The sequence below is a fragment of the Caulifigura coniformis genome, assembly GCF_007745175.1.
GTDB classification, from domain to species: Bacteria; Planctomycetota; Planctomycetia; order Planctomycetales; family Planctomycetaceae; genus Caulifigura; species Caulifigura coniformis.
In genome coordinates this window covers 2456652-2480916 of sequence record NZ_CP036271.1, presented here as the reverse complement: position 1 = coordinate 2480916, position 24265 = coordinate 2456652, and the positions used below count along the sequence as shown (strand labels likewise).

Here is a 24265-nt window from a genome sequence, read left to right as displayed (position 1 = left end):
GTCCCGCTCATCGGAGCAGCGGCAGCTTCTTTCCGGGGCAGGCAGTTGGCTTGATGTCGCTGTGCCTCAGGATGCGCTCGTTGGGGATGCCGGTTTCCTTCTGGAGCCAGGCCATCAGGTTCTTCAGGGCCGCGAGCTGTTTTTTCGTGGGAGCTGACTTGTTGAAGTTGCCGACGAGGCAGATCCCGATTCCGCGTTCGTTGTGCCGCAGTGATCCGGCGTGGGCGCCGTCGGACTGTTCCGTCCAGCGGAAGGTGGGTTCGATCGCGCCGTCGGGCATTCCCTTCCCGTTGCCGATGAGGAAGTGGTAGCCGATGCCGCGCCACGCGGCGCCGGTCGAGTCTTTCCGCTTCTGATGCTCTTTGTTGATCGTGGCGACGTCCCCTGTATCAGTGGCGGTGTGATGGACGACGAGGAACTCCCAGTCCCGCAGCGGAACGGGCGGAGACCATCCTTCCCCTGACGCGGTCGTCGGGGGGGGCGATTTTTGCGGCGCTGCCGGCGGCGCGGGGCTCGGAGACACGGCGGGGGCCGGTGAGGTGGCGGGTCGAGGGCGTTTCCGGATGGCCGTGGGCACCTGCGCGTGGGCGGAGGGCTCGGGGCCGCATCCGCTGAGGCAGACCGCCAGCGCGATGGCTGCGAGGGCGATAAGGAACTGGAAACGGGGCATGCCGGACGCGGATCAGACTTGGACGTGAGAGGTCACGCCAGCTTCTAGGCCGCATTCGCCGGAGCGGTCAATGAGAGTCCAGATTCGGTCTCGCGGGCCGGTGATTGATGCCGCTGGCGGACGGTGAGCGGCCGAGTCGATCAACGCCGGTGTTATTACTTCGCGGCGATCTTCCAGAGCGTCTTGTCGCTGCGGACGTAGAGGGCTCCCTCGGAGATCGCGGCCGTGCAGAGAATCGACTGCCCGAAACTGTGCTGGTGGACGACCTTCCCCTTGTTGGTCAGGTCGACCACGATGCCGTTCCCTTCCTCGTTGAAGACGTAGAGATGATCGCCGGAGATCACGGGCGAGCCGCTGCAGTGGCCTTTCGGCAGGCGCGACTGGTATTCCCGCTTGCCGGTTTTCGCGTCGGCGCAGCTGAGGACTCCGGCGTCCGAGATCAGATAGACCTTGTCCTTATGGACCACGAGGCTACTCGTTCCCGGGTTAAGTCCCCCTTCCTGCCAGACGATCTCGGCGACATTGGGGGTCGATTCGCCCGGCTTGATGGCCGTGATTCCATGTGACGGGACGTAGGCCACTCCGTCGGCCACCACGAGTGACGGCACGGTGGACGCGCCATCGTCGAACGACCATTTCGTTTCACCCGTTCGGGGGGCGATCGCGACCACTCCGGCCGACGACTGGATCAGCACCAGGTCGTCTTCAGGAGTGTTTCCCTTCCAGTGGACGGGAGACGTCCAGTTGGCTTTCCGCGGCCGGTTCAGTTTCCAGAGTTCTTCGCCCGTGAGGGAATCGATGCCGGTGGTGAGGGAATCGGTGTCATTCTCGACCATCGCGATCACCACCCCGTGCGCGACGATCAACGAGGACGACATTCCAAGGCTGTTGCTGGCGTTCGGATAGTCGTGCGTCAGTCCGCGGAACCACTGCAGATTGCCATCGAGGTCGAGACAGACGAGGTCGTTGCTGGAGTAGAAGGCATAGATCCGCTGGCCGTCGCTCACGGGAGTGGGCGCGGCGTTACAGGTGGTGGGGTGGGCGATGGTGCGACCGGTGGCCCAGAACTGGCGCTCCCACAGGAGGTTCCCCTTCGAGTCGTCGAAGCAGAGAACATGCAGTCGGTCCTGTCGGCCGCCGCTGGAGGCCGTCAGGAAGACGCGATCGCCGACGATAATCGGGCTCGACAGGCCGCGGCCTGGCAGATCGGCCTTCCAGGCGATGTTCTCGGTGTCGGACCACGAGGTCGGCGCGGGGGTGGTCGCCACGGCGGTCGATTCCGTTCCCCGGAACCCGCGCCATTCCGCTGTCGCCATCGACCCGGCGATGGCGATGCTCAAACACGTTGCGTACCGCAGCAGCATGACCCTGTTCCTCCAGTCCGACGGCATTGGCCGTCGGGACTTCACAAGTTGATCAACGGCGTCACTTCGTCGAGCTGTCGAGGGAGGCCGTGTTTCCGGCCGGCCTGAGCGCACGGCCCGCGAGGTCGCAGGCGCGGAACTGGAACGTCCATGCCTGGGCCCAGTCTTCCTTCTGCTCGTTCTGCAGCACCTTGAGCAGGATCAGGTTTTTCCCGGTCTTGAGCCGGCCGCGAACCTGGTACATGTCGTAGAACATGCCCCGGTGATATTCCTCGCGGCCGAACAGCAGTTCGCCGTTGAGCCACAGCTTCCAGGCGTTCGGAGTCGCGAACCGGAATTCGACGGGCTGATCCCTGTCGCTGAGAAACTCGTGGGCCGCATAGGTGATCGCCCCTTTGTGCGGGGCGGTGAGCTTCGCGATGTCGAAGAGGCCTTCCGGGTTTTCGCCCGTCAGCTTCGTCCATTTCAGTTCGTTGGTCATGCCCTCGAACTCGGCCGGGTACGTCTTCGAGAAGTCGACCTCTTTCTCGGGGGGATAGGCGACGTCGAAGCCCTTCTTTCCCTTGTTGTCGAAGGGGCCGATCAGCCGCCAGTCGACGATCAGCCCGTTGTGCTGGATCAGGTTCACTTCCTGGTCGTAGGTTTCTTTCAGCGTTTTCGAGATCAGCTTGAGCTGGTCGTCATCGCTGGCGCCGGAGAGCGCCTTCTCCCAGGCGGTCCGGGCCGCGTCCTTGTCGTCCTTCGCAGCCAGGTCTTTCGCGAGGGCGATAAAATGGGCCACGGCGTCGCGCCGCATCTCGCTGCTGGGGTCGGCCAGGGATTCCGGGATCGTCTTCCCGGCAAATGCCGGATCGGCTTTGGCGATCCACTCGAATGCGAGCCTGCGGATGGCCGGGTTGTTGCCATGATCGTTGAAGAAGGCGATGAGCTCGGCCTTCGGGAAGGCGGAGTCGTTCACCGATCGCGCGGCGACGGTTTCAAACGCGCCGCGCAGCCAGTTGCGGGCGAGGGGGCCCGCGTCGTTCATCGCCTTGAGCAGGGAGGGCAACTCAGCGGGGGGCGACTGGGACAGCTGACTCGCCGCGGCCACGGCCGCCTTGTGACCCTGTCCTTTGTCGGAAACTTTCCTGATGGTCTCGATCAGGGAGGCAGTGGAATCTGCCGCTGCGGCCAGGAAGGCCGGCCCCGTCAGCGTCAGGATGATCAGGCACGCACGCACCACGGGAATCTCCGCTTGCTGCTGGTTCGTCCGCAGGAGAGCGTCGTGATTGCGGACAGCGCAGCGTAGATCGGGTTTTCCCAATCTTCAATCGGGTTCTGCCCAGGAGGCCAGCAGGTGCGCTGTTTCAACGCGGCGGCCGCGCGATGACGATCGAGCAGGCCGGTCGCCCGATGTCGGCTTACGCCAGCGCTCCCCAGTCGAAGGCGAGGTCGAGCGCGGGGGCGGAGTGAGTCAGCGCGCCGATGCTGATGCGATCGACGCCGGTGGCGGCGATCGCAGCCACCGAGTCGAGCGTCACGCTGCCGGAGGCTTCGAGCCGGACCTGCGGCGCCTGCTGGTCGCGGAGGGCAATGGCCTCCCGCATCATGTCGGGCGGCATGTTGTCGAGCAGCACGATATCCGGCGCGGCCTGCAGCACGTCCTGCAGCTGCGCGAGCGAATCGACTTCCACCTCGATGGTGACGCCGGCTGGCGATGTCGTCCGCGCGCGGGTGACGGCTTCGCGGAGCGTGGGGCGATCCTCGAGTCCGATCCAGGCGGCGAGGTGGTTGTCCTTGATGAGCACTCCGTCGTAGAGGCCCATGCGATGGTTCACTCCGCCGCCGCATCGCACGGCGTACTTCTCGAGGGCCCTCCAGCCGGGGAGCGTCTTGCGCGTGTCGAGGATCTTCGCGCGGGTTCCGTGTGCGAGGTCGACGAACTTCCGCGTGAGCGACGCGACTCCGCTGAGGTGCGTGAGGAAGTTGAGGGCCGTGCGTTCGCCGATGAGGAGGGATCGTGTCGAGCCGGTGAGGACGGCGGTGACCGTTCCGCGGTCGACGCGGTCGCCGTCGGCAACCTGCAGTTCGACGCGGACCTGGGGGTCGACTTTCTGGAAGACGAGCGGCACGATCGGGAGTCCGCTGACGATGCCCGGCCTGCGGGCGACGATGCTCACGGCCCCCTGTGCCGAGGGGGGGATGATGGCCGCCGTGGTGAGGTCGCCGCGGTCGGCGAGGTCTTCGTTCAGGGCCAGGTGGATCAGTTCAAGAGCGGCGCGGCGCTCGGATTCGTCAAAAACTGGAGACATGCGGCACGTGGAAGGAATGCATCTGGCGTGGAGAATCACGGCATTCTGCGGGCGCCGCCGCGCAAAAGAAAAGCCCACGGGTTGGAACCTGCGGGCTTTTTGACGTTCATCAAAAGATGAAAGCGGCCGAGTGATCGGCCGCTTTCAGGCATCTTGCGAAGCCGGAGAAGAATTACTTCTTCTTGCCAGCGGCCTTCTTCTTGGCGGGAGCCTTCTTCGCTGCTGCTTTCTTCTTAGCCATCGTAGTCACTCCTTAGTCAGAGCCCCGTGTGATGATCGAACCGCTGCTACCGGGCAAATTCGGTTTGAGCATCACTACCAGTGAAACGTTGGCTCACCAACCGTAGTGAGCCGCGTGTCTTTCCCACCCGTCTGCGTCTGATCCACTTCGAGAGATTCGTTTCTCTCTTGGTGCGACGCCCGTCGACTTGTGATCGAGGACACATCGAACGGCGTCATCGTAAGCATTGCTCTAAGTGACGCAAGTCTTTTTTCCACAGAGTTTGAACATTTCGGTTCAAGTGGCGCGCGAGTTGTTCACGCGTCGCGCGGCGCTGTTCGTGCATGAGAGCGCGCTCGCGCGAGGATCATTCGCGCGCATCGCCACTGCTCAGTGCTGCGCGCTCGCCGGGTCGAAGAGCAGCGATCGTGCGCCGTGCAGCACGCTCGCGCGCGGCCGTCCATCGCTGCTGAAGAGATCGCATGCACTGCGCCGCGCTCGATGCGCCGCTGAAGACGACAACGCTCGCGCCCTGCGATTTGCCTTGCGAAATGCGTGTCGTCAATGCAAAGCACCCCGGCTGCCGTGGAGCAGCCGGGGTGCGTGTTCGCGTGAGAACGCTGGCTTCATGCGCTCGCGCCATCGAGCTGCGCATTGATGCGGTGCATGTACTCGATGCTCTCGCGCGCGATGTGATCGGCGCCTGGCGAGTAGTCGAAGACTTCGACGGAGATCCATCCGTCGTAGCGCGAGTCGCGCAGTGCGCGGAAGATCGGGAGGTAGTCGGTCTCGCCCATCCCGGGGCCGAGCAGGTTCGAGTCGTTCACGTGGAAGTGCTTCGTGATCGACTTGAAGCGATCGATCAGCGCGGGGATCGGAGTCTCTTCACCGAGCATCGCCTTCACATCCTGATGGAGCGCGATGGCGGGAAGATTCACGCGTTCGATGATCTCGGCGGCGTCCGCGCACGTGTTGATGAAGTTGGTCTCCTTCGTCGTCAGCGGCTCCAGGCAGAGGGTGACTCCGCGTTCGCCGAGGCGCGGCATGCAGGCCTTGAACGTCTCGACGGCGCGGTCGATTCCCTCCTCGCGGGAAAGACCTTCCCGCAGCGAGCGCTGCGCCGGCGAACCGAAGACCATGATTGTTCCCCCCAGGTCGGCGCAGAGGTCCGCCAGGAGGGAGAGGTAGTCGGCGGTGGCGGCGCGAATGCGCGGGTCGTCGGCGGTGAGGTGGAAACCCGCGGTCTTCGCGAGCAGCCAGTGGAGCCCGATGATCTCGACCCCGTGGGTCTCGGCCGTTTCACGCAGTCGGTGCCGGTCGGTGGGGAGCAGGTCCCGGGGATGGGCGCAGATGGAAAAGGGAGCGACCTCCGCCCCGGTGTAGCCGAGCCGGGCCATGGTCCTGCACTGGTCTTCCCAGCTGCGGTTTTCGAAGAGTTCCTGGCAAAGGGCGTATTTCATGGTTGCGCAGTGGGTGGTGGAGAGTGGGTAGTGGGTAGGGCCGCGACAGGAGGGCTCAAAACTCTGGGAACTTCTGCTCAAGTTGCCCTTCCGCTGCGAAACCTGAAGCGTGGCGCCATGACGTGTCATGTCTGGGCGCGATGTTGGTGAAGTCCGGTTGTTCGGGATGCGCGCACGATACCGATGTGGGCAGGCGGGGAGGAATGGTGACGGTCGAAGCGGAGTGAACGCGCTGAAGGTTCGTTCGGCCATTCGACGATTCAATAGTCGGGGTTCTGGCGCGTCTATCCAACCGGCTGAAACTGCCGAGCTTGCGGGGCAAACCGGATACGACGCGGACGGTGATGAGTAAAGCCGGGCAATCCACGCAACGGGGGCAGGTCGGCTCATGTCGGCAAAGATTGCCGGCCGATCGATGAGGGGACGGGATTCCGTGTCGGGCCCGTTGCATCGTGGAATCTGAGAGAGGATTCGAACCATGAAACGCTTCTGTCTTGCGCCACTGATGGCCGCCATGCTCCTGGCGCTCATTGGTGCGGAAGCCGAAGCCGGCCTGTTCTGCGGAATGGGACGGTATCGGTGTTGTCCATCGAAGTCGTGCGAGCCCTGCGGTGAGTACACCGAGGCCCGAGTCGCCTCCTGCCCGCAGTACAAGACGGTCACCGAGACGGTGTGGTGCACCGAGGAATACACGGACTGCGTCACCGTCAACGACATCTGCTGCGAGAAGGTGCCGGTGACCTGCCAGCGCACCGTGTACGACACGTGCTACCGCGACGAGTGCTACACGGTCTGCAAGCCGGTGTACCAGACCTGCTACCGCGAGAAGTGCTACACGGTCCGCGTTCCGCGGTACCAGACGTGCTACCGCACGGTGTGCTGCACGGTCCGCAAGCCGGTCTACAACACGTGCTACCGCGACGTGTGCTACACGGTCTGCAAGCCGGTGTACAACACCTGCTACCGCGACCACTGCTACACGGTCCGCAAGCCGGTGTACAACACGATCTACAAGGACGTCTGCTACACGTCGTACAAGACGGAGTACCAGACCTGCTACCGCGATCACTGCTACACCGTGTGCAAGCCGGTTTCGGAAACGAAGACCGTCTGCGAGACCATCAACGAGATGAAGACCGTTCGCGAGTGGATCCCGTGCGATCCCTGCGTTCCGGTGACCTGCGCCGCTCCGGCGACATGTGCCCCGACCTGCGAAGCTCCGGCCTGTGCCGCTCCTTCGGAGTGCTGCCCGAGCCCGAGCGGCCGGTGGGTCTGCCGCCAGGTGTGCTGCCCGAGGACGATCACCAAGCAGATCTGCTGCACCCGGATGGTTCCGGAAGTGCGGACCTGCAAGGTTCCGTACACGACCTGCCGCACCGTCCCGGTGAGCTGCACGAAGAAGGTTCCGTGCACGACCTGCACGTGGACCTGCGAGCAGCGGACCTGCAAAGTCCCGTACACGACCTGCAGCATGGTGCGTGAATGCCGGACGAAGAAGGTTCCCCACACGACCTGCACGTGGACCTGCGAGACGATCTCCCGCCAGGTTCCGTACACGACCTGCACGTACACGTGCGAAACCCGCACCTGCCGCGTTCCTTACACGACCTGCTCCTACACGCAGGAAGTGCGGACCCGCAAGATTCCGTACTGCGTGCCCCGCACGGTGTGTGACACGCGGTATGTGACGAAGTCGTACTGCGTGCCCCGCACGATCGCCGTGAAGAAGACCCGCTGCGTGCCGAAGACCGTCTGCCGCCAGATCCCCTGCGACCCGTGCGTCGTGGTGGACCCCTGCGTGCCGACCTGCTCGGCCCCGACGTGTGCGGTTCCCGGCGAAACCTGCACGAACTAAGTCGAAGCTGCGTTGATTGCCAGTTCGGCGTGAGGAGCATCCGTCAAGAACGCCAGGGATGGCGACTGATGACCCGAGTCCTGCCAGCGGGCGGGTAAGGGAACGTCAACGACGCCACCGAAATGGTTCGACCTCTCGCAAGGCCGGCCCGGACTTTCCGGGTCGGCCTTGTTTCGTTGAACGCGTGGCCAGAACGGAGCGTGCCCGGACGCGTTCGCGCGGACTACTTCAGTTCCATTCGCGCCTTCACCAGCGTGCCAGTTCCGGAAAAGAACACGCCACACTTCCCGGCCGTCAGGTAAGGGGCCAGTTGACTCAGGCTCGGATAAGTCACGTTGAGATCGTCATCCGATGGCCCGTCGTTTCCGGGATCAACGGAGAACGTCAGCGAGTCTCCCAGTTTCTCGATCCGCACGGCGTGCATGGTTTGAGAGCCGAGATGGCCGAGGGTCGTCTGTCCCTTGTTCCAGTTCTGCATTCCGACAAGGCCATTCGCGAATGTCGGAGCATGAAGCCTGAGATAGATCGAATCCGTGAGGCCGTTGTACGACCTGTCTTTCAGTCCCGGCCCGAGCCCCAGATAAGCAATCTTGTCGTCGGGCTGGAACGCGATGACCGCGTTGAACTCGAAGTTTCGCGACAGCAGGTCCTGATCCCGCCCCTGGATCACGCCCCCCTCATCCAGGATTCTCACCCCACGATCCGGCGTCCGCTTGAGCGGCGAGGTCGACGTGAAGTACTCCGGAAGCGTCAGGTTCTCCCCGAGAAAGGCCCAGCTCTCGAGAGAGGGAGGGACCGACTCAGCCGGAGTTCTGGCACGCGGCCGGCGACCATGAATGGGAATCTGCCCGGATCGCTCGACGAACTCCTTGCCGGCATCCGTCACCCTCACGGCGTAGTCGACGGTCGGCGACTCGAGGGCGTCGATGGTGACAATTCCAGCGCGTGACAGGTCCGTCGCGACGGCGACCCCATCGAGGCGGATTTCCCCCGGCAGCCCGGTCAGCTGCGTCGTCGATTTCCGGCTGCGATCCCGCAGCACAACGTCCCAACCTTCGGCTGTTCGCTCGATGCGCCGGATCAGGCTGAGTCGAAAAGGCTGGCCATCGATCCGCAGTTCGGCGTTCGCGATCATGCCTGCAAGAAGGCCGTTGTCGCCAAACTCCGCGCGAATCTGCACCTCCCTGCGATCTTCAATTCGCGGAACGGCAATCAACGTCGCCTCGTAGTGACGACCATCGTCCGAACGCAACGCGGCCTTCTGCTTTTCATGATCGGCCTCTCCCAATTCGAGTTCCACCTGGGCATTGCCAGGCGACGCCAGAATCGGAACGAACTCCAGGGCGAACTTCGCTGACTCCCCTTCGTCGAGAACCGGTGGAAAACGGACGGCAATCAGCGGCTCCTTCAAAAACTTCTGGAGCTTCGAAACCGCAACGATCTCCGCTCCCGAAGCCTTCCTCCGGATGATGCCAACGACTTCGCCTTGAGAGTTCAGCACAGGGCAGCCCGCGTTGCGCGGATCGATTCTGGCATCGAAGTCGATGGAATCGATCACTCCGTCAGTCCGCCTGATCGCCGTCGCGCGGCCGACAAAGACAGAAATCGACGGCGTCGCCCCTTTGTCCGCGCCCGACGGAGTCCCGGCAGGATAACTCAGCGCGACCAGTTCCTCGGCCTCCTTCACCGCGGCGACCTGCTGCAATGCGAGAGACGGAACGGTCAGCGCCGGTTCAATCCTCAACAGGGCCAGATCGGACTCCTCATCGATCCGTTCGATCGTGGCTGAAACCCGCTTCTGATCGGGCTGGCCCGGAAACACGATCAGTTCGCAGGCCTTCTCGCGACCCACGGCGCGAAAGTTCGTGAGGAAGTACTCGCCATTGTGGATGCAGAAGGCCGTGCCATTGCTGCGGCCGTTTCGCACCACGACCATCGCCGTCGAACGCTTGCAGGCGTCGAGGACTTCCGCGACTGGTTCGGCAGCGACCGCAAGTGTGGCAACAGAGAGAACGCCCAGCAGGGCGGTCGAAATCACGCGCTTCATGGCTCGGCTCGCATACTGAGAGATCCGGGAAAGACGCCCTGCCCTGCTTCGTCATCATCATTGATCGTGACGCTTCGCAGCAACCTTTGTCTGCATCACATCAGACTCCGAAGGCAATTCGCATCTCCCTGGGACAACTCTCTCTGGAGCGGTCGTCTGCTTGCCGGCGCCCGCGTTCGCCGGTATCACCACATCCAGAGTGGACGTCTTCCGGGTCGTAGCGAGGCCGCTTTAATGGACCAGACTCCTCCCCCGCCGGATGCCAGCGGCCCGCTCGTCGGCGACACGGGTCAAGTCAATCTCGAGGCGCTGTCGGAGCGTCTGGGTCCGTTCACCCCCCCGCCCGACTTCGATCATGGCGACGAGTTCGATCCCGTGCCTCCCCGGCCGATTCCGCAGCGGCTGAGGACGGGTTCGTTCGGCCGCCGCCGCTGGAGCACGGTTCTCACGTTGTTCGTGCTGGGGATCGGCTGCCGGATTTTTGCGCCCTTCGCGTTCGTCAAGAAGCTGTCGTTCCACATCCTGCCACTGGCCTATCTCTCGTGGATCGGTTACGGACTGATCGCGATCGCCTTCCTGGTGGCCATCATCAACCGGCTCTCGAAGGCGCGGCTGACTTACGTGATTGACGGGGAGCCGATCGTGGGCCGGGTCCTCGGCGTGTTCACGCCAATCCAGGCGGTGGTCGATCCGCAGACGAAAGGGATCACGGAGTTTTTCCGGTACCTCGTGGCGGTCGAGTATGAGGATCCGGAAACGCGCAAGATCGAGCGGACGGCGGTGCTGTCGGAAGATCAGTGGAGCGCTTCGCAGCTTCCGAAGTTCGATCCCGGCGTGGATGCGGGAGACTACGTGACACTGGTCCGGCTGCCGGGCAAGGGGCCGGACTCGCTCAAACTCTATGGCTTCCTGGGCCTCGACCCGGATCGGGACTTCATCACCCGTGACGGCCGCCCACTGTCGGGCGTTTCGCCTCTCAAGGCCCTGTTGATCAGCGTCATTGTGCTGCTGTGCATCTGGTTCCTGATCCTCGGCATCTACGTGATTGAATGCTGCATGCCGCAGGAATGGAGCTGGGCCGCTTCGGCGCCGTTCCTCGGCGTCGGCATGCTGCTCGGCGCGGTCGGGCTGACGTGGCTGGTGTGGTTCGAACAGCGCAAGCAGAAGACGCTGAAGACGAGCGGATTCGTCCTGGCGGGTCTGGGGGGCGCTTTCCTGGGCGGACTGGCCGGCGCGGTGACACTGGGGGCGGTGAACGCGGCGTTCGATCACTCGGCCGCCAGCTATCGGCCAATCCGGATCACCCAGCACTGGCAGACGACGCACAACTTCATCATCCGGACCTATGAAGTCGAATACACGCTTCTGGGCGGGGGGAAGTCGGAGAAGCACGGGGCGAGCGTCGACGATCTTGCCAAGCTGGGCGATGCCCCGCTCGGCGCGCTCGAGATTCGGCAGGGGGCCCTGGGGCTCGAATGGATCGGGGCCGTCCATCCGATGGAATGGCGGCGGCTCGACTGGGAGCCGACGCCCGAGGACCTCCGTGACGCCATCGAGATTCACGTGCCGGTGGTCGGCAACGAGCCTCCGAAGGTCCGGATGGTTCCCCGGCTGATCGTGCAGCGCACGGACGTTGACGAGAAGACGGCCCTTTGCCCGCCGGAACTGGTCGAAGCGGGGATCGTGGAGTTGCGGACGACGATGAACGCCATCGGCGCGAGGATCGACCGCGTCGCCAGAGAGTAGGCGCTCCGTTCCTTCAGGCGCCTCGCCGGCCGCATTCACGGCCCGGCGGGTGCCCTCCCCTCTTCCCTCGCCGTTTGTGGATCACAACGTGATCCAGCCGCGGGTTTCCTGCGCAATGTGACCGCTCTCCGGCCGACAACGAAACAACCCGCGTGCAGACATGTCTGCACGCGGGTTGTGTTGTCTCGGGAATGGCTGCGGCTCGTTAAGGCGAGTTCGCGTCCGGTCCGGCACAGCGGATCAGGTGGTCGTGGTCGATGTAGACCACTTCTTCACGCTGGTCGACGTGGGTGAACGGGATGGGCCAGTTGGAACGCTTCACTTCTTCGTAGTACACCGTCGCCTTGTAGTGGCAGTGGTGCAGCCGGGCCGGGCCGGCCTGGGGATAGAAGCGGCATTCATCGAGGCGGTCGACGATCAGGTCGACGACCATCCGGACGTTGTTGCGGCTGGTTTCGGCGAGGAAGGCGACGCCGCCGGAGGTCATATCAGGCAGGGCCCGCATGACTTCGTCTTCCGACGGGTTGTCGACGCAGAACAACGGAGCGTTCTCGCCTTCGACGGGGTCGAGAATCGGCACCTTCTTGTACCGTTCCTCTTCCCAGTACGTGTCTTCAATCATCTGGCTGTAGTACGGCGTGACCGGAATCAGAGGGGTCGTGCCGAAAAACGTCCCGGCGATCCAGGCGTCTTTCAACGCCCAGTAGAACAGTGAGCATCCGCTCGACTGAACAGTGACAAGCCCAAGGACGGCTGCCAGAGCGAACTTCTTCAATCCATGTGACAGCTTGGGCATCCGAATCGCCTCCGGGGGGATTTGCCCGGCGTCCGTTCGGTTCGAGGCCTGCCTGGCAACACGAACAGAGAAACAGCCGGTGTCCTGTGTATCGGCGAGGGCGATTGTTCTCCTTTGGCAATTTGTGACGGTTCGTCAGATTTTTCGGGAAGTATCGAAGGGGGATGGGGTCGCCCGCTTCACGTTCGGCCGGCAAGCTGGCCCGGGCTTCTGCTGGCGGAGCATCGCAAGGTGCTATCGGGAAAGACCTTCCGCGTGGAGGTCGACGCACTCAGCCAGGCGGTCGACGTTGTAGCCCCCTTCCAGGAGGCTCACCAGTTTTCCGCCGCATTCCGCGTCGGCGACCTCGCACAGCCGCCGGGTCAGGATCTCAAAATCCTCATTGCCGAGCCCGAGATCGCCGATCGGGTCGTCGCGGTGGGCGTCGAAGCCGGCGCTGAGCAGGATCAGCTGGGGTTTCGCGCGGCGGACCGCCGCGTTCAGCCGGGACTCAAATGCTTTCTGGAAATCGGCCGGTTCGGTTCCGTAGGCGACGGGCAGGTTGAACGTGGCGCCGAGCCCCGGCCCGACCCCCGTTTCGTCCTTCGCACCGGTGCCGGGCCAGAACGGGAACCGCTGCGACGAGAAAAAGACGACCTGCCCATCGCTGTAAAAGAGGTCCTGCGTTCCATTTCCGTGGTGAATGTCCCAGTCGACGATCAGGACCCGGTCGAGCTGGTGGTGTGTTCGGGCGTGTGCCGCGGCGATGGCAACGTTGTTGAGCAGGCAGAATCCCATCGCCTCATCGGCCAGGGCATGGTGTCCCGGGGGGCGGGCCAGGCAGAGCGCCCGGGTGGAGTCGCCTTTGAGAACGGTGTCGACGGCGGCAATCGAGGTGCCGGCGGCCGTCATGGCCACATCGTAGCTTTCCGGCGACATCACGGTGTCGGCATCAAGTCGGCCCCCTCCGGCGGCGGCCAGCTTTTCGAGTCGCCCGACATAGTCGCGGCCGTGAATGCGGGTGACCTCTTCGAGGGTCGCCCGGCGGATCGCGCCTCGCCGGCCGAGCTGCTTCATTCGTTCGTCGGTGAGCCGGGTGTGGATCGCTTCGAGGCGCTGCGGCGACTCGGGGTGCCGCCCGGTCTTGTGGTCGAGAAAGAGCGGATCGGAGAAGAGAGTCAGGCTCATGGCCAGTCGCAACCGGGATGTTGAACGAGTCGGCGGCAGTTGAGCGCGATCGGGCGGTTCGGGTCAGGCCGTCCCTGCGGAGTGAGACGGTTGCCCGGACATGCCGTAAGGTCAGGTGGCGACGAAACAAGCAGCTTGCAGCCGAAAAAACGCCTTGGTACGGTATCGAGGCCGAGATTTGCGTTGCAACCCCTTCGCGATCGTCCGCATCATTGGCGGACGACCGTCCTGCCGCTTGTTCGGCTCAATTCCAGACGCTCTCATTTCCCAGTCATTCCGACGAGCGTTTTTGGACATTCCTGCAAGACGCTGGCATCTCCTGATTCACACATCGACCGCGAATGTTCTGCGACCATCCGCCGGATGAGAAGGGGCCCGTTGTGCGGCAGAAATTTCGATTCGCGTCCCGCTTTGTCGGCCGGCGTTGTCTGCCGGTGCTGCTGGCGTGCCTGTCGCTGAGTTTTGTCACGCTTGCTCCGGGATCTCTCGCGGCCCAGGAAGGCAAAGACGAACCGGCCCTTGATGAAGGCCGTCGCGCGGCGAATATCAGCTGGAATCCGAAGGTCTCGTTCGAGGAATGGAAGACCCTCGAAAAGCGCCGGTTCATCGACTTCGATCGCAAGCTGGGAGCCGCTTCTTTCGGCGACGCTGAGAAGAAGGAGTTCCTGAAGCATCTGCAGAACCAGATCAACGGTCTGACGCTGGAACAGAACGTCGACCGCCACGCGATCATCATCGACAACATCACGCGGGCGATTGAGGCGCCGGGCACGTCTCCCGCGGCGCGCGACTTCCTGCTGGAAAATACGGTGAAGCAGGTCGAGTCGATGCTCAAGGACCAGCCGGCCAACGTGCAGTACTCGCTGGTGCTGCTCGTCGCGCGGCTGAACGGCAAGCCGGCCAACCTGACGGCCCGCCCGCCGGCCCCGGCCCAGCCCTATCTCGAAGCGAGGCAGTTCCTGATGAAGGTGCTGCTCGATGAAGCGATGCCGATTTCGTCGCGGATCATCGCGGTGCGCGGCCTCGAACGCCTGATGCGCGACGGCGACATTTCGACCGTCGAGAAATCGCGGATCGGCGAAACGCTGGCGCTGGCGCTGAAACAGAAGGTCGAGAATCCTCTCGCCCGGAAGTGGTATCGCTGGAAGCTGGTCGAGGCCCTGGGCTACACGGGTCGCTATGAAGAGACCGGATACCGGCCGGTGATGATCGATGCCCTGATGTCGGTCCTGACGAACCGCCAGGACGACTGGGAAGTGCGCGCCGCCGCGGCCCGCGCCATCTCCCAGCTGCCGCTGGACCAGAAGGTGAACGTCGAACTGGTGAACTACGAGACCGTTCGCCTGCTGCAGGAGTTGTGCGTGGCCTATAACGGATCGGACAAGGCGACCCCGTCGACGTGGCGCTGGGCGTTCGACACGATTTACGTGGCGTACAAGTCGCCCACGGCCACCGACCAGACGGTCAAGCACTGGGGGCTGATGCACCTCAACACGCCGCGCGGCAAAGAGGTGATTTCGGGCGCGTACAAGAACGTCGTTCTGCCGGTCGTGAAGCCGTTCCTCGAGTCGTCCTCGTTGCCGCCGGTGTCCCCGAAGGCGATCGAAGCACTCGGCAAGTGGCTCGAAGAGAACAAGCCGGCCGACCGCAAGGCGACGCCGCAAAGTCCGGAGATCGATCTTGGCGTCGCGCCGGCCCCCAAGGCGGCTCAAGGGCAGATTCCAGTTGGGCAGGCGGGCGCACCGGGCAATTGATCGCCGGCCGCGTCAGTCGAACGTATCGTTTCAGGAGGGAACAGGATGGCGGCTGGCGAAGACTTCCGGATTGAATGGCACGGAGATGCTGTTGTTCTACTTCCGGCGGTAGACATCGAGCAGATCAACTGGGACGTGATCGAACAGACCACGCAGATGATCCTGAAGCCGCTTCGTGAAATGCCGGTGCCGCTGGTCGTCGTCGATCTCACGGGCATCAAGTACTTCGGGTCGGTGTTCCTGGCCCTGCTCCTCAGGGTTCACAAGCAGGTGAAAGCCCGCGGCGGCGAAATGGTTCTGTGCGGCGCGAAGAATGCCGCCCGCGACATGCTTCGCATCACGGCGCTCGACACCCTCTGGGCCATCTACGACACCCAGTCTGAAGCGCTCGAAGCCATTCTGCCTTAGTTCCAGCCGCTGACGCTGCAAGCGTCGATCGAGCGTCCAATGGGCAGGGCGTTCAGGCGGGCCACATGGCCGTCGCATCTTCCGGCGGCATTCCGCTCGGGCGCGCGTGACGCCAGGGGGCCGGTTGAGGCAGTCTGTCGGTGACTTCCAACGCGGGTCGATTCTCGAACGTAGGTTGCTCAGGGCCGGTTGCCTTGTGTGAGCCACCAACATGTCTGAGTCTCGACCTGCGGAGTGTGATGCGGCCATTCGGCCGGAGTCGGGGTGGTCCTTTCCGGGGCTGAAGTTTTCGCCTCCCAACCCGTTTTACCTGTTGAGCGCCGCGGCGTTCCTCCATGCGACGGGCATCTGGGCCGGCCAGCAGGGACGGAGCCTGCCCGACCAGGTCCGACTGATCCTGATCGGGTCGTATCTTGTGGCCATGGCGCTCACGGCCCTGCTGATCGTGCGGGCGTGGAAGCAGTGGGCGGATGCGCGGTCCGTCGTCCTGATCGTGCTGCTGCTGTTCGCCGAGTTGGCGCTTTCGTTCGATGATGCCGTTCTCAGGGATCGGGCGCACGGGGCCAGGCTGTTGTGTGCCGCGCTGGGCGTCGCGGTTGTCGTTTCAGAACTCCTGATCCGTGGGCTGCGCCTGAATTTCCCGGCGAGGTATCGGCTTCCGTATTACGCGCAGATGGGACTGCTGTTCCTGTTTCCGCTCGTTCTCGCGGGCCCTGCCGGGGCCAGCGACTGGAACCTGCTGCGTCTGGAGCTCTACGGGTTCTCATGGCTCGCGGCGGGATCGCTGCTCCTGCTCATCCCGGCGGTGGGCCAGGGAGCACGCGGTATTGAGGACACGGGAACGCCCTGGAAGTGGCCCATGTATCCGTGGCCCGCGTTCGTGTTTCTGGGCCTGTGCCTTCTCGCGCGAACATTTGCCCAGTGCCTGTCGTTCGACAGCGCTTCCTCCGTCAGTACCCGAGTGGCGATCGAGAGCCTGCCGAGCGTGTTCGGTCCTCATTTCCTCGCGCCGTTCGTGCTGGCTGTCGGGATTCTTCTGTACATCGCGGCAGACCGGTGTGGGGATCTGTTCTGGCGAAGCCGGGTGCTTGTCCTGTTTGCAGCGGCGGCGCTCCTGCTGTCGTTCAATCCCAGGATCGTGAATCCCATGACACGCGATCTCCTCGCCTCGCTGTCGAGCCTGTTCGTTGCACCTCCTCAGATGATGTTGATCGTGCTGATGACCCTGTTTGCGATCGCGGCCCTGCGAGGCGACCGAACGGCGCGATCAGGTTTGCTGGTCGCGGCGGTGATTCAGTCGTGCGTGGATCGAGGGACTGTGGACTGGGGCAGCTTCTGTCGTCCGAGACCGGAGATCCTAGGCATCATCGGCCTGGGACTGGTCATTCATGGCCTGGCAGCACGACGGAGCGTCGCGTTCGTGGCGGGCGGCGTCGGGGTCATTGCCGCGAGTCGGTTTGGCGGATTCCTCAGTAACCCGCTGACGTCGGAAAGCGTGGTGACGGTGCACGCGCTGATCGCGGTGCTTCTGCTGGCAGGGCTGGCCTTTGACGACCGGCTCGCAGCGGCCTGGAGGTGGGGAGCGGCGGGGCTTCTGGCGACGGCCGAGATGGCGATCTCGGTCATCCATCATTCCGCGCCGGATGTTTCGCTCCTTTATGTGGCGATCATCGGGGCCATGGGCGTGGCGATCGCGCGGGCCCGCCGGGATTTCGTGTTCGCGCTTCTGGCAGCGGGGAGCGTTTTACTGATCGAGGCCAATGCGGCGTGGCTCGGAATGACCGTGCTGCAGTCCCGTTTTGCGTGGCAGGGGGCTCCGCTGTTGCTGTCGGCGTGGTTCTTGTTGCTGGGCGGCCTGCACCTGAGTGCCTGGAAAGGAGGGGCGGCAACGCCGGTCCGGAAGTGGCTGCTTGGAGAATCGGTCGCCGCGTGAGCCGCGACGATGCGGTGTTTCCATTCCGCAATTGGTCATCGATGAGTGACAAAAAAGCCCTGGGACTGTTGTCCCAGGGCTTTCGGATTCCGTGACTGACCGGCCGATTACTCGGTCGGGTGGACCACCACGAGCAGGCTGGCGCCGTCGCGGCTGACTTCCAGCAGGTGTCCCTTCTTCGCGTCACCCTTCTTCAGGGCTTCGCCGAACTCCTCGGGCGTGGTCACCGGCTGCTGGTTGACGCTGACGATGACGTCGCCGCCGCCAATTCCCGCTTCCTGGGCGGCTCCGCCCAGTTCGACCTTCCGGACCACGACGCCTTTCACGCTGTCCTTGAGACCGAGCTGCTGGGCCACCTCCGGGGAGATGCTCATGACGCTGATGCCGAGCTTGGCTTCCGTCTTTTCATCGACCTTTTCGGGTTCGGCCGACTTCATCGTCCGCTTGAGGGCCGAGGTGTAGCCTTCGGGCATTTCCTCCGGCGTCACGGAGAGTTCCACGCGCTTGCCGTCACGCAGGACGACGAGCGACTGGGCTTTGCCGGCGGGCAGGCCGTCGACCAGGTTCATCAGCATCGAGCGGTTGGTGATCTTCTTGCCGGCGATTTCCACGATGATGTCGCGCGGCTCAACACCGGCCTTGGAGGCCGGAGTGTCCGGATTCACGAGAGTGACCAGGACGCCCGATTCGACGTTGAAGTAGCTCTGCAGTTTTTCATCGAGCGGCTGCAGGCCGATTCCGAGGTATGACCGCTTGACGGTGCCGGTGCTGATCAGCTGGTCGGCGATTCCGCGGACCATGTTGATCGGGATGGCGAAGCTCACGCCGTCATACCCGCCGCTGTTCGAGGAAATGGCCGTGTTGATGCCGATGACCTGCCCGTTGAGGTTGATCAGCGGGCCGCCGCTGTTGCCGGGGTTCACGGCCGCATCGGTCTGGATGTAACTCTCCAGCTCGTTGATGTTCGTGGTCCGTCCGGTGGCGGAGATGATTCCCTGCGTCACGGAGGTGCCGACGTTGAACGGGTTGCCGAGCGCGAGGACCCAGTCGCCGATCTGCATCTCATCGCTGTCGCCGATTTCGGCGGCCGGCAGGAGATCGCTCGACTCGACCTTCACGATCGCGACGTCACGCCGCGGATCGGTGGCCCACGACTTGGCCTTCAGGCGGTGGCCCGATTGAAGTTCGACGGTGACTTCGTCGGCCTGAGCGACGACGTGCGAGTTCGTCAGGATCACGCCCGAGCTGTCGATGATGACGCCCGAGCCGGTGCCGATCTGCTGGGGCACATAGCCGCCGCGACCGCCGCGGCCGAATCCGCGCGGCAGTCCTTCGCCGAGGAACCGGCGGAGGATCTCTTCCTGGTTCAGATCATCCAGCATTTCGTCGTTGCCGCGAACCGTCCGCGTCGTGCCTTTGGTGACGGCCTGAATCGAGACGACGGAGGGGAGGACATGCTTGGCGGCTTCGCGGAACGACAGCGAGAGGTCTGTCGGCGTCTTGAGCGGGGCCTTGAGAGTCGGCTTCGGTTGCGACCAGACCATCGCGCCGGCGCCGAGCGACATGCTGGCGACCATGGCAAGAATCCACGTCGTTCCGCGTCTTACTGAGTTCATAGTTTCACTCCTGGAAAGTTGGCCGGCGCTCCTCGAACGACGCGTGTTCGCGACGAACGACTGGAGACAGGCGACCACCGGATCGGCCGAAATTGAAAGACGGCTGCGACCGCAGCCAACAAAGCGGGCCAGTCGAGAAGGCGGGGAACAGGTTCATGCGGTCGCGAGCGAACCCGCATGCCCGCCTTCAGAGACGGACCCGAAAAACTCCATCACTCCTGAGGGTGCTTCGCAGACTGTCAATTCGACAGTCGTGGGCACTCACCAATCTGGCAGTCGCAATCTGCGTGCCTGCCTCAGGGTCATTCTTTGCCGAGCCCCAATGATGTCAAGAGGTTCCGCGGGACACCGATGTCGACCACTTCCACACGGCCCAGAAAGGGCTTGGCGCTTCCCTCAAAGAAGCCCCGCTTCATCGCCACAAACGTGGCTGTGACATCGGCTTTGATGCAGTGGGCGGCCGCGGTTCCTGTCTCGACATCGAGCCCGGAGGGAACATCCACAGCCAGCACCTTCGTCATCGCACCTGACGAATTATTAATCGTCTGAATCGCTGCGATGTAAGGTTCGCGCAGTTCGCCGGAGAATCCGGTTCCGAGAAGCGCGTCGACGATCCAGCGTGCGCGATCCAGGCGCGGCGCCAGTGCGGCCCACTCGGCCGGTTGACTGGCAACGGTGATGGGGATGCCGGCCTTCGAGGCGACATCCGCATTGATCCGCGCATCGCCTCGAAGTTGCTCGACGGATGCAACGGCCACGATCTCGACGGCGAATCCGCGGTTCTCCAGGTGCCGGGCGATAACGAAGCCGTCACCGCCGTTATTGCCCCGTCCGCAGCAGATCACGACGGGGCCCGCGTCGATCAGTTCCGAGCAGCGCCGGCCGGCGTTTTCCATGAGGACGACGCCCGGCAGGCCATACTCCTCGATGGCCCGGCGATCGACGTCGCGCACCTCGTCACGGGTCAGAAACGATTTCTTCACGCGATCAATTCGATGGCTTGGAACCGGCGCGGCTGGAGGCTTCGGGAACGGCCTCGACACTGGCGTCGGCGACCTCGCCCGGAGCCGTGTCGAGAACAATGGTCATCTCCGCGGGTGTGCCGTCGCGGAGCATCTGGCGGGGGTTCACCAGTTCGGTCCACACGCGGACGTAGCGTTCTTCGCCCACCCCCTCGGCCGAGACGTCGACAAATCCGAGCTTGGCTTCCAGTTCGATGGCCGGCCCGGGCGGGCCGCTTTGGGGCACGGGGCCGAGTTTGAACCGGACTCGGACTGGCGAGCCGACCTTCACGCGGGACGCGACGGCGGCCGGGATCCGGCCTTCCACTCGGATGATGGTGGTGTTGACGACTTCCAGAATGCTTTCCGCCTGCTGGACGCCTTCACCGGCCCGCTTGAACACGCGGGTGACGATGCCGTCGATCGGCGTGATGATGTGAAACGTTTTCAGTTCCGCCTGGGCCTGGGCCAGTTCGAAGCCGGCGAGACGCTTTTCATGGCGCTTGACGCCTGTCTGGAGGTCAGCGGCTTCTGCGCGGAGGCGGGCACGATCGACATCGGACTTCGGGTACGGGGGACGGGAGACGCCGGCGTTGCGGTTCGCTTCATCCATCAGCGTGGCTTCGAGACGTTCCGATTCTGCCAGCTTGTCGGCGGCGGTGATTTCCGCATCGCTCTCGGCCTTGGCGGCCGAGGCGGCGACGGCCGCCTGGGGGACTTCATCCTTGAGCTTGGCGACAATGCTGTTGGCGGTGACGTACTCCCCTTCTTCGGGCGTCATCCCGAGTACTCCGACGCGATCGGCGGAGAGATTTCGCCGGAGAACGAAAGTCGTTCTGGCCTGCGGAACAAAGAAGGTGGAGCTCCCCGGGGAGGGAGATTCCTTTTCCCCCGCATCGACGCCGAACGAAGCGGCGGCGGTGAACGAGCCCAATAGCGCAGCGAGAGCGAGCCCGCTCCGCGGGCCGGAACTTCGCAGGATCTCCATCAGTAACGTGCCCATTCCTGGGACTCCAGATTCGAGAACTCGAGCTGCCCGGCGGCCTGTTGGCGCCATGCGGAAGAGGATTTTGGCCGATTTCTGCTGGCCGTCGGTCCGGATTCTGAGGAAACCGCTTCTTGACGGGATCGACGACCGGCATCATCATAAGGGCTTATCGCCTGTCGTACTATATTCTTACGATCAATGAGGCGTATCCGCTTTCTCCGCACAGAAGGAAAGAATGAAGGGAAGTCCACCCAGCGATTTGCATCGCGTCAACGAACAGATCCGTATTTCACAGGTGCGGGTCGTTGATCAGAACGGCCAAATGCTCGGGGTTCTCGCGACTCCCGACGCTCTCAAAGTTGCTGTCGACGCGGGGCTGGACCTGGTCGAAGTGGCGCCGACGGAACGTCCGCCGGTCTGCCGAATCCTTGACTATGGAAAGTTCAAGTACGAACAGAAGCGGAAGTCGGCCAAGAGCGCCAAGAGCCATCAGGTGCAGCTGAAGGAGATTCGTGTCCGCCCGAAGACCGGCGAGCACGACATTCAGTTCAAGATGAAGCAGGCACGCGGCTTCCTCGAAGAGAAGGACAAGGTGAAGATCAGCGTCGTGTTCCGTGGCCGCGAAAACGCGCACCACGACCGCGGCCGCGAGATCCTCAACGGCATTATCACGTCCCTCGAAGATATCGCGAAGATCGAGAAGGCGCCGCAGATGGAAGGCGGCCGCAGCATGATGGCGATCCTGACGCCCAAGGCGTAACGGTCGAGCCGTCGTTCTGATTTCCGTCGTCATGTCTTCGACGACGAGGGCTTTGAGAAAACCTGCTGGGTCCGGTCGACAATTGTCGCCGGGTCCAGCAGTGATCGTTTCGGGGCTGCTGATCGATCCCCGGCTGCGTGGCAGCGCGAACCCTGAGTTCTCGCATTGCCGAGGTTTTCGACGTCTGCACGGCTCACAGAGCCATGGCACGAGTGCGCGAGCGTTACCGCGATCGATTCAGGCCGGCATGGTGGCGGCGGCCGGTTCGGCCTTGGGGTTCACCGACTGCTCGACGGCGTTGACGAGCTGCTCGCGCCGGAACGGTTTGAAGATGGCGAACTTCATCCCCATCTGCCGGCCGCGGACCAGCGAATGGGAGGCGTCGTAGCCGAAGCCTGCCATCAGGATGATCGGGGTGAGGTCGCCCCGGTCGCGGATCTTCGCAAACATCTGCGAGCCGCTCATGTCGGGGAGGCGGATGTCGGCGATGATGACGTCGTAGGTGAAGGCTTTCAGCATCAGCAGCGCTTCTTCGGCCGAACGGGCGGTCTCGACGATCGAGCCGTGCGGGCCAAGGAGCTGGTGCCCTGCTTTCCGGTTGTCCGCTTCGGCGTCGACGATCAGGACGCGTTTTCCGATCAGGGCGGCCCGATCGCCGTCGGCCGGTTTCGGCCCATCGACCAGCTGCTCGCCGGTTCCATGAATCGAGCGGCAGACGCCGCGGACCTGGTTCACGATCCGGAGGAGACGCTCAGCCGCTTCCGGACTCGTCGAGGGTTGAGCGAGGAGCCAGGCGGCGTCGTTCAGCACTTCGTCGGTCGGGCAGGCGGTGTCGGCTGCCAGCTGCTGGGCACTCTCGGCGGCCGTGGAGGCCTTCTCGGCCGCCAGCAGATCGAGCGTATTGAGGGCGATCGCGACTTCTCGGCAGAAGAGTTCGAGGAACTGCAGGTCGTCCTGCGAGAACGCGCCGGTGCGGGGGCTCTCGACGTTGAACGTTCCGAGCGTTTCGTCGTGCAGGATCAGCGGAACGGTGAGCGAACTCTTGGTGTCGAAGGCCCCGGGGAGAAACAGGGAGTCCCGCGACGTGTCTTCGCAGAGATAGCTGCGACCAGTGGCGGCGACGAACCCGGTGACGCCGTTCTTCTCCGAGCTGGCGAACAGCACCCGGTGCGACGCTTCGGGCTGCATGCCGACCGACAGGAGCGGCTTCAGTTCCCCGGTGTCGCGGTTCAGGAGCCGGATCTCGACCGTCTCGAACTCGAGCAGGTCTTTCGTGAACTGCAGGATCTTGTGCTTCAGCAGTTCGACGCGGTCTTCTTCGGAGAGGTCGCTGATTTCCTGGGGCTGCAGGTCGCCCAGTTCGAGGCCGGCCTGATAGATGGCGTTCAGCTTGTGCCGCTGCAGCACTTCCTTGGAGCGGTCGCGGACGACGATCAGCAGGTACTCGGGCAGCCCATCCTCGGCTTGATCGATCGGGCTGGCATCCAGTTCGAGGAACACCTTGTCGCCCCGTTTGAACGTGGTGACGGCCGGGGTTCCGAGGGCGAGTGCGGTGTGCAGCGGGGCGAAATCGGGCCCGATGATCTCGGGGTTCTGGAAGGCCTCGAAGAACTCGACGCCGGCGAGGGACCGGTTCGTGCCAGCCAGTTCGGCCAGGCGGGCATTGCTCCAGACGATGCGGCCGTCGACATCGAGGAGGGCGACGCCGTCGGGCAGTTTGGCGAGGACGCCACCCACTTCGAGGAGGAACCCCGCGGGGGCCATATCGCGGGAGAGGACGCAGACGCCGCGGAAGGTTTCATCGCGCAGGCGCCGGAGGGCGTCTGGAACATCTTCCGCGACAACAAGCTCGCAATGCGGCTGAAGCTCTTCAATGACCGGTTCGAGCGAATCTTCGACAGCGCCGAGGATCAACACTCTCGGTCGCGCCTTCACCGCCTGAGACATAGTGGTTTGCGACATCATCGCAAGTCAGGACCCACGTCACCGTCCCCGCTGCGAACTTCGTCGAAGCACTCCGAACCACAAGACAGCCGCACCTGCCTCGCTCGAAGGGACGATTACTCCACGGGAATAGTAAGCGGTTCCCCGAGTGCTGACTACCCCTGCCCGGTAGTGGTGCATTTTGAAAAATCTTCGCGGGAAATAGTTGCCGGTCAATGAAAAAGCCCCGCGTCATCGGCGGGGCT

At 63.6% G+C, this 24265-nt stretch carries 18 protein-coding genes; 6 read left to right on the top strand and 12 right to left on the bottom strand.

The features are described 5' to 3' along the window. Positions 1-7: 7 nt before the first annotated feature. The 5 genes from Pan44_RS09815 to Pan44_RS09795 form a co-directional block, all read right to left on the bottom strand. Positions 8-670 (bottom strand): peptidoglycan recognition protein family protein, encoded by a 663-nt coding sequence (locus tag Pan44_RS09815; RefSeq protein ID WP_145029645.1) that lies wholly within the window; start codon positions 668-670, stop codon positions 8-10. A 155-nt stretch (positions 671-825) separates the two neighbouring features. Continuing rightward, positions 826-2034 carry an outer membrane protein assembly factor BamB family protein gene (locus Pan44_RS09810; protein WP_145029642.1) on the bottom strand — a complete coding sequence of 403 codons (1209 nt, stop codon included), beginning with the start codon at positions 2032-2034 and terminating at the stop codon, positions 826-828. 61 nt (positions 2035-2095) lie between these two features. Continuing rightward, positions 2096-3256: a hypothetical protein gene (locus Pan44_RS09805; protein ID WP_145029640.1), complete on the bottom strand. Its 1161-nt coding sequence runs from the start codon at positions 3254-3256 to the stop codon at positions 2096-2098. A gap of 178 nt (positions 3257-3434) precedes the next feature. After that, positions 3435-4325 (bottom strand): carboxylating nicotinate-nucleotide diphosphorylase, encoded by an 891-nt coding sequence (gene nadC / locus Pan44_RS09800; RefSeq protein WP_145029638.1) that lies wholly within the window; start codon positions 4323-4325, stop codon positions 3435-3437. Between the two features lie 846 nt (positions 4326-5171). Further along, entirely contained in the window at positions 5172-6005 is an 834-nt protein-coding gene (locus Pan44_RS09795) for a sugar phosphate isomerase/epimerase family protein (protein WP_145029636.1), read from the bottom strand. A gap of 478 nt (positions 6006-6483) precedes the next feature. Here Pan44_RS09795 and Pan44_RS09790 point away from each other — a divergent pair, with 478 nt between their 5' ends. Then, positions 6484-7860, top strand: a complete 1377-nt coding sequence (locus Pan44_RS09790; RefSeq protein ID WP_145029634.1) for a hypothetical protein — start codon at positions 6484-6486, stop codon at positions 7858-7860. Between the two features lie 223 nt (positions 7861-8083). On the opposite strand, the gene Pan44_RS09785 is transcribed toward Pan44_RS09790, so the two are convergent. Continuing rightward, positions 8084-9907, bottom strand: a complete 1824-nt coding sequence (locus Pan44_RS09785) for a S1 family peptidase (protein WP_145029632.1) — start codon at positions 9905-9907, stop codon at positions 8084-8086. Between the two features lie 234 nt (positions 9908-10141). Here Pan44_RS09785 and Pan44_RS09780 point away from each other — a divergent pair, with 234 nt between their 5' ends. After that, positions 10142-11653, top strand: coding sequence for a hypothetical protein (locus Pan44_RS09780; protein ID WP_145029630.1), 1512 nt, complete (start codon positions 10142-10144; stop codon positions 11651-11653). Between the two features lie 205 nt (positions 11654-11858). Here the strand turns inward: Pan44_RS09780 and Pan44_RS09775 are convergent, their stop codons facing one another. Continuing rightward, positions 11859-12449 carry a hypothetical protein gene (locus tag Pan44_RS09775; protein ID WP_145029628.1) on the bottom strand — a complete coding sequence of 197 codons (591 nt, stop codon included), beginning with the start codon at positions 12447-12449 and terminating at the stop codon, positions 11859-11861. Between the two features lie 234 nt (positions 12450-12683). Then, complete coding sequence (locus Pan44_RS09770) at positions 12684-13616, bottom strand: histone deacetylase family protein (RefSeq protein ID WP_145029626.1); 933 nt, start codon at positions 13614-13616, stop codon at positions 12684-12686. A 341-nt stretch (positions 13617-13957) separates the two neighbouring features. Between Pan44_RS09770 and Pan44_RS09765 the strand changes: the two genes are divergently transcribed. The 3 genes from Pan44_RS09765 (at position 13958) to Pan44_RS09755 (ending at position 17711) form a co-directional block, all read left to right on the top strand. Further along, complete coding sequence (locus Pan44_RS09765; protein WP_145029624.1) at positions 13958-15370, top strand: hypothetical protein; 1413 nt, start codon at positions 13958-13960, stop codon at positions 15368-15370. A 45-nt stretch (positions 15371-15415) separates the two neighbouring features. After that, a complete protein-coding gene (locus Pan44_RS09760; RefSeq protein ID WP_145029622.1) occupies positions 15416-15778 on the top strand; it encodes an STAS domain-containing protein in 363 nt (120 codons plus the stop codon). Positions 15779-15989: 211 nt separating this feature from the next. Continuing rightward, positions 15990-17711, top strand: coding sequence for a hypothetical protein (locus tag Pan44_RS09755; protein ID WP_145029620.1), 1722 nt, complete (start codon positions 15990-15992; stop codon positions 17709-17711). 107 nt (positions 17712-17818) lie between these two features. Here the strand turns inward: Pan44_RS09755 and Pan44_RS09750 are convergent, their stop codons facing one another. From Pan44_RS09750 to Pan44_RS09740, 3 genes are all read right to left on the bottom strand, one after another. After that, complete coding sequence (locus Pan44_RS09750; RefSeq protein WP_145029618.1) at positions 17819-19327, bottom strand: Do family serine endopeptidase; 1509 nt, start codon at positions 19325-19327, stop codon at positions 17819-17821. A gap of 302 nt (positions 19328-19629) precedes the next feature. Beyond that, a complete protein-coding gene (locus Pan44_RS09745) occupies positions 19630-20310 on the bottom strand; it encodes an NAD(P)H-hydrate epimerase (protein WP_145029616.1) in 681 nt (226 codons plus the stop codon). Between the two features lie 4 nt (positions 20311-20314). Beyond that, positions 20315-21331: an HlyD family efflux transporter periplasmic adaptor subunit gene (locus Pan44_RS09740; protein WP_197453984.1), complete on the bottom strand. Its 1017-nt coding sequence runs from the start codon at positions 21329-21331 to the stop codon at positions 20315-20317. A 220-nt stretch (positions 21332-21551) separates the two neighbouring features. Here Pan44_RS09740 and infC point away from each other — a divergent pair, with 220 nt between their 5' ends. After that, complete coding sequence (infC, locus tag Pan44_RS09735) at positions 21552-22076, top strand: translation initiation factor IF-3 (protein WP_145029612.1); 525 nt, start codon at positions 21552-21554, stop codon at positions 22074-22076. 237 nt (positions 22077-22313) lie between these two features. Here the strand turns inward: infC and Pan44_RS09730 are convergent, their stop codons facing one another. Next, a complete protein-coding gene (locus Pan44_RS09730; RefSeq protein ID WP_197453983.1) occupies positions 22314-24023 on the bottom strand; it encodes a response regulator in 1710 nt (569 codons plus the stop codon). Positions 24024-24265 lie beyond the last annotated feature (242 nt).

Bases quoted from the DNA above. Each gene is read 5' to 3' on its own strand.
- Pan44_RS09815 (WP_145029645.1), bottom strand. From the start codon at position 670: ATGCCCCGTTTCCAGTTCCTTATCGCCCTCGCAGCCATCGCGCTGGCG.
- Pan44_RS09810 (WP_145029642.1), bottom strand. From the start codon at position 2,034: ATGCTGCTGCGGTACGCAACGTGTTTGAGCATCGCCATCGCCGGGTCG.
- nadC (WP_145029638.1), bottom strand. From the start codon at position 4,325: ATGTCTCCAGTTTTTGACGAATCCGAGCGCCGCGCCGCTCTTGAACTG.
- Pan44_RS09795 (WP_145029636.1), bottom strand. From the start codon at position 6,005: ATGAAATACGCCCTTTGCCAGGAACTCTTCGAAAACCGCAGCTGGGAA.
- Pan44_RS09790 (WP_145029634.1), top strand. From the start codon at position 6,484: ATGAAACGCTTCTGTCTTGCGCCACTGATGGCCGCCATGCTCCTGGCG.
- Pan44_RS09785 (WP_145029632.1), bottom strand. From the start codon at position 9,907: ATGAAGCGCGTGATTTCGACCGCCCTGCTGGGCGTTCTCTCTGTTGCC.
- Pan44_RS09780 (WP_145029630.1), top strand. From the start codon at position 10,142: ATGGACCAGACTCCTCCCCCGCCGGATGCCAGCGGCCCGCTCGTCGGC.
- Pan44_RS09775 (WP_145029628.1), bottom strand. From the start codon at position 12,449: ATGCCCAAGCTGTCACATGGATTGAAGAAGTTCGCTCTGGCAGCCGTC.
- Pan44_RS09770 (WP_145029626.1), bottom strand. From the start codon at position 13,616: ATGAGCCTGACTCTCTTCTCCGATCCGCTCTTTCTCGACCACAAGACC.
- Pan44_RS09765 (WP_145029624.1), top strand. From the start codon at position 13,958: ATGTTCTGCGACCATCCGCCGGATGAGAAGGGGCCCGTTGTGCGGCAG.
- Pan44_RS09760 (WP_145029622.1), top strand. From the start codon at position 15,416: ATGGCGGCTGGCGAAGACTTCCGGATTGAATGGCACGGAGATGCTGTT.
- Pan44_RS09755 (WP_145029620.1), top strand. From the start codon at position 15,990: ATGTCTGAGTCTCGACCTGCGGAGTGTGATGCGGCCATTCGGCCGGAG.
- Pan44_RS09750 (WP_145029618.1), bottom strand. From the start codon at position 19,327: ATGAACTCAGTAAGACGCGGAACGACGTGGATTCTTGCCATGGTCGCC.
- Pan44_RS09740 (WP_197453984.1), bottom strand. From the start codon at position 21,331: ATGGGCACGTTACTGATGGAGATCCTGCGAAGTTCCGGCCCGCGGAGC.
- infC (WP_145029612.1), top strand. From the start codon at position 21,552: ATGAAGGGAAGTCCACCCAGCGATTTGCATCGCGTCAACGAACAGATC.
- Pan44_RS09730 (WP_197453983.1), bottom strand. From the start codon at position 24,023: ATGTCTCAGGCGGTGAAGGCGCGACCGAGAGTGTTGATCCTCGGCGCT.